5 protein-coding genes are annotated in these 4,287 nt (G+C 35.1%); 1 reads left to right on the top strand and 4 read right to left on the bottom strand.

Going from position 1 to position 4,287, the window contains the following annotated elements:
- Nucleotides 1-207: 207 nt before the first annotated feature.
- A complete protein-coding gene (locus ACU1LP_RS19300; protein WP_445733947.1) occupies nt 208-630 on the top strand; it encodes a secondary thiamine-phosphate synthase enzyme YjbQ in 423 nt (140 codons plus the stop codon).
- 93 nt (nt 631-723) lie between these two features.
- Here ACU1LP_RS19300 and rplT read toward each other — a convergent pair whose 3' ends face one another.
- From rplT to thrS, 4 genes are all read right to left on the bottom strand, one after another.
- On the bottom strand, nt 724-1,068 hold the full coding sequence (gene rplT / locus ACU1LP_RS19295; RefSeq protein ID WP_346242576.1) for a 50S ribosomal protein L20: 345 nt from the start codon (nt 1,066-1,068) through the stop codon (nt 724-726).
- Between the two features lie 140 nt (nt 1,069-1,208).
- Entirely contained in the window at nt 1,209-1,406 is a 198-nt protein-coding gene (rpmI, locus tag ACU1LP_RS19290; protein ID WP_117172011.1) for a 50S ribosomal protein L35, read from the bottom strand.
- A gap of 204 nt (nt 1,407-1,610) precedes the next feature.
- A complete protein-coding gene (gene infC, locus ACU1LP_RS19285) occupies nt 1,611-2,159 on the bottom strand; it encodes a translation initiation factor IF-3 (RefSeq protein WP_445733950.1) in 549 nt (182 codons plus the stop codon).
- A 30-nt stretch (nt 2,160-2,189) separates the two neighbouring features.
- Nucleotides 2,190-4,124 carry a threonine--tRNA ligase gene (thrS, locus tag ACU1LP_RS19280; protein ID WP_445737083.1) on the bottom strand — a complete coding sequence of 645 codons (1,935 nt, stop codon included), beginning with the start codon at nt 4,122-4,124 and terminating at the stop codon, nt 2,190-2,192.
- Between the last annotated feature and the right edge of the window lie 163 nt (nt 4,125-4,287).

The raw sequence follows: 4,287 nt of genomic DNA, 5'->3' as shown, positions 1-4,287 counted from the left end.
CTTAAATTGAAAATATAATTTATATGAAGTGCTTTCAAAAGCAAGTAAAATTAAAACCATATTTAAGAGGGTTTCATAATTTTAAAATTTGGGTTATTATTTTATAGATGAAAAACAAACAAAAAGGTTGCGTCATAAAAATGAAAAAAAATGTTTTGGTTATAATTTATAAATTAAATTTAGACTTAAATTGAAAATATAATTTATATGAAGTGCTTTCAAAAGCAAGTAAAATTAAAACCATATTTAAGAGGGTTTCATTTAATAACAGATTCAATTACAGATGCTATTCCTGAAATTAACCAAATAAATATGGGGCAATTACAGGTTTTTATAAAGCATACATCAGCGAGTTTATCAATAAATGAAAATGCAGATTCTACGGTTAGAACAGATTTTGAAAGTCATTTCAATAAAATGGTTCCAGAAAACGTGCCTTACTACAAGCATACTTACGAGGGTGCTGATGATATGCCTGCACATATTAAAGCTTCCTTGTTGGGTGCTTCGGTACACATACCTATAACAAACGGGAAATTGAATTTAGGTATTTGGCAAGGAATTTATTTGTGTGAACACAGAAATGATGGAGGTTCAAGAAATATTGTTATTACTGCTTTTGGGGTATAAAAAAAATCCGATTCTCCACGATAGCTATCGGGACGAACCGGATTTTTAATATATTAAGCGAATATAATATGTTTTACAATAGGCGAAAACGCCTTATTTTACTTTCTCGATTACGGCTTTAAAAGCCTCTGGGTTATTCATAGCTAAATCGGCTAAAACCTTACGGTTTAATTCAATATCATTAGCTTTTAATTTCCCCATAAATTGAGAATAAGATAATCCATAAGTTCTGGCGCCCGCATTAATACGAGTGATCCATAAAGCACGGAAGTTTCTCTTTTTTACTCTACGGTCTCTATACGAATATAACATCGCTTTATCAACCGCATTTTTTGCTACTGTCCAAACGTTTTTACGACGTCCGAAAAAGCCTTTTGCTTGTTTTAGAACCTTTTTTCTTCGGGCTCTTTTTGCTACAGAATTTACTGATCTTGGCATAATTTTAATTGTTTTTTTGTAGTAGGCGGTCGATAATCGACACTTTGTTATTTTATAAATCGTAAATCAAACATCTACAATCGTTAATTTTGTGGCCTAACTCCAGGGTTTATAATTTATTTTAACCGGTTAAAAGGTTGTTACTTTAAACGCAACATCAATTTAACATTATTCTCATCCGCCTTATCTACTAATGTATCATGCGTCAAAGCGAGCTTGCGTTTTTTAGACTTCTTTGTTAAGATGTGACTTTTAAAAGCATGCTTTCTTTTTATCTTACCAGTACCAGTTAGCTTAAAGCGTTTTTTGGCACTGGATTTTGTTTTCATTTTAGGCATTTTCTTTTCCTAGGTTTTAATTATTTCGCTTAATTACGTTGTGCTGAATTTATTTCAGCATCTTATTTATATAAGATATATTTTTATTTATTAATTTTTTTGGGTTTAACACCCCGCGGCTTAACTGGTTTCCTTTATTTTTTTTGGAATTTAGTTTTTGCCTTTTTGAAATTTTAATACATCGAACCCTTGAGTCGAGGTAATTTATTTTTTTGGAGCAATAAACATAGTCATACGTTTTCCTTCCAATTGTGGCATTTGTTCTACTTTTCCAAATTCTTCAAGATCTTGTGCTAACCTTAACAATAAAATTTGGCCCTGTTCCTTAAATATAATGGAACGACCTTTAAAGAATACAAAAGCTTTAAGTTTAGCGCCTTCTTTTAAAAATTTTTCGGCATGCTTCTTTTTAAACTCGTAATCGTGGTCATCAGTTTGAGGACCGAATCGAATTTCTTTAATAATTACTTTTGTCGCCTTGGCTTTTATAACTTTATCTCGTTTCTTTTGTTCGTAAAGAAACTTTTTATAATCCATAACCTTACAAACAGGCGGATCAGCATTTGGAGAAATCTCTACAAGATCTAACTCTTGCTCGCTTGCTATTCTCATAGCATCACCTTTTGTATAAACACCAATCTCAACATTCTCTCCTACAAGACGAACGTTTGGTGATGAAATCTTAGAGTTAATTCTATGTTTATCCTCTTGTGAAACCCTTTTAGCGGGTTGGGATCTTCTTCTAATTGCTATGGCTTTATATGTTTTAAGTTAAACTTATTTTTAAAACGATTTTAACGTTTTGCTTATTTCTGTTTTTATAATTTTTGAGAAGTCTTCAATAGAAACCATTCCTAAATCTTCTCCACCATGCGCACGCACAGTAATTTTGTTTTCATTCTCTTCTTGTTCCCCAATAATGATCATATAAGGGTGTTTTTGCATCTCGGCTTCCCTAATTTTCTTGCCTATGGTCTCATTTCTATTGTCAACAAGGGCGCGAATTTCGTCATTTTCTAGCAAATTTAAAACTTTTTCAGCGTATTTTTCATATTTCTCACTAATTGACAATATAATAGCCTGCGTTGGCATCAACCAAAGTGGGAAATTACCAGCCGTATGTTCCAATAATATGGCGATGAAACGTTCCATGCTTCCAAAAGGCGCACGGTGAATCATGACAGGTCTGTGCAACTCGTTGTCACTACCTTTGTAGGTTAGATCAAAACGCTCTGGCAAATTATAATCTACCTGAATGGTGCCCAATTGCCATTGTCTTCCCAAAGCATCCTTCACCATAAAATCCAGTTTCGGACCATAAAAAGCAGCTTCACCAGTTTTAACGGTGTATGTCAATCCTTTATCAATGGTAGCGCTCATAATCGCTTTTTCAGCTTTTTCCCAGTTTTCCAGGCTACCTATATATTTATCCGGATTTTCAGGATCCCGTAAAGAAACTTGAGCGGTAAAGTTTTCAAACCCTAACGATCCAAATACGTATAGCACTAAATCAATCACATTTTTAAACTCAGCATCCAGTTGGTCGGGTGTGCAAAATAAATGGGCATCATCTTGGGTAAAGCCCCTTACTCGGGTCAATCCATGTAACTCGCCACTTTGCTCATATCTATATACGGTACCAAATTCAGCATAACGCTTAGGTAAATCTTTATAGCTCCATTGTGTGTGGTTATAAATTTCACAGTGGTGCGGGCAGTTCATGGGCTTTAATAAAAACTCTTCGCCTTCTTTAGGTGTGCTTATCGGTTGAAAACTATCGGCACCATATTTCGCATAATGCCCAGAAGTCACATAAAGTTCTTTTTGTCCAATATGTGGCGTCACCACCATCTCATAGCCTGCTTTCTTTTGTGCTGCTTTCAAAAAGTTCTCTAAACGCTCGCGTAAGGCAGCACCTTTAGGTAACCATAAAGGCAAGCCAGCACCCACTTTTTGTGAAAACGTAAACAATTCCAATTCTTTACCAAGTTTTCTATGGTCGCGCTTTTTAGCTTCTTCAAGCAATTCTAAATACTCCGTAAGGTCTTTTTGTTTCGGAAACGAAATGCCATAAACACGCGTTAGTTGCGGATTCTTCTCATTTCCCCTCCAATAAGCCCCTGCAACACTTAATATTTTAGCAGCTTTTATAATGCCGGTGTTGGGTATATGGCCACCACGGCACAAATCAGTAAACGTAGCGTGGTCACAAAAAGTAATCGTACCATCTTCTAAGTTTGTAATCAGTTCGGTTTTAAATTCATTACCTTTATATAAAGCAAGTGCTTCGGCTTTTGTAGCAGAACGCATTTTAAAGTCATGCTTTCCACGTGCAATCTCCAGCATTTTATACTCAATGGCCTTAAAGTCTTTTTCAGATACTACATGATTACCAAAATCAACATCATAATAAAACCCATTTTCAATAGCAGGACCAATAGTAAGTTTAGCACCGGGATACAATTCTTCAATAGCCTGCGCCAGTACATGTGCCGAACTATGCCAAAACGCCGTTTTACCGTCATCATCATTCCAAGTATATAAAATCAACGAGCCATCGGTGGTTAATGGCGTTACAGTTTCCACGGTTGTACCATTAAAATTTGCCGAAATTACGTTCCTAGCAAATCCTTCACTAATGCTTTTTGCAACATCCATAGGTGTAACGTTTTCATCAAACGTTTTCACACTGCCATCGGGTAATGTAATATGTATCATTAAAATAATTTAAATTCAGGCTGCAAAGATAGTAGTATAAACAAATACATACAATATATATATAGGTATAATTTTCAGTAGTTGTTTTTGGGCGTTCCCCTTCGGGTCGGGCTTTCCGCTAAATCTTTTGGTTTTTTGTCATTCCTGCGCAGGTAGGAATCCA

It is taken from the genome of Mariniflexile sp. (assembly GCF_052728615.1).
This window is presented reverse-complemented; position numbering and strand designations above follow the sequence as displayed.

What these genes read in the sequence shown, in the direction of transcription:
- ACU1LP_RS19300 (WP_445733947.1), top strand. Translation starts at nt 208, where the DNA reads ATGAAGTGCTTTCAAAAGCAAGTAAAATTAAAACCATATTTAAGAGGG.
- thrS (WP_445737083.1), bottom strand. Translation starts at nt 4,124, where the DNA reads ATGATACATATTACATTACCCGATGGCAGTGTGAAAACGTTTGATGAA.
- rplT (WP_346242576.1), bottom strand. Translation starts at nt 1,068, where the DNA reads ATGCCAAGATCAGTAAATTCTGTAGCAAAAAGAGCCCGAAGAAAAAAG.
- rpmI (WP_117172011.1), bottom strand. Translation starts at nt 1,406, where the DNA reads ATGCCTAAAATGAAAACAAAATCCAGTGCCAAAAAACGCTTTAAGCTA.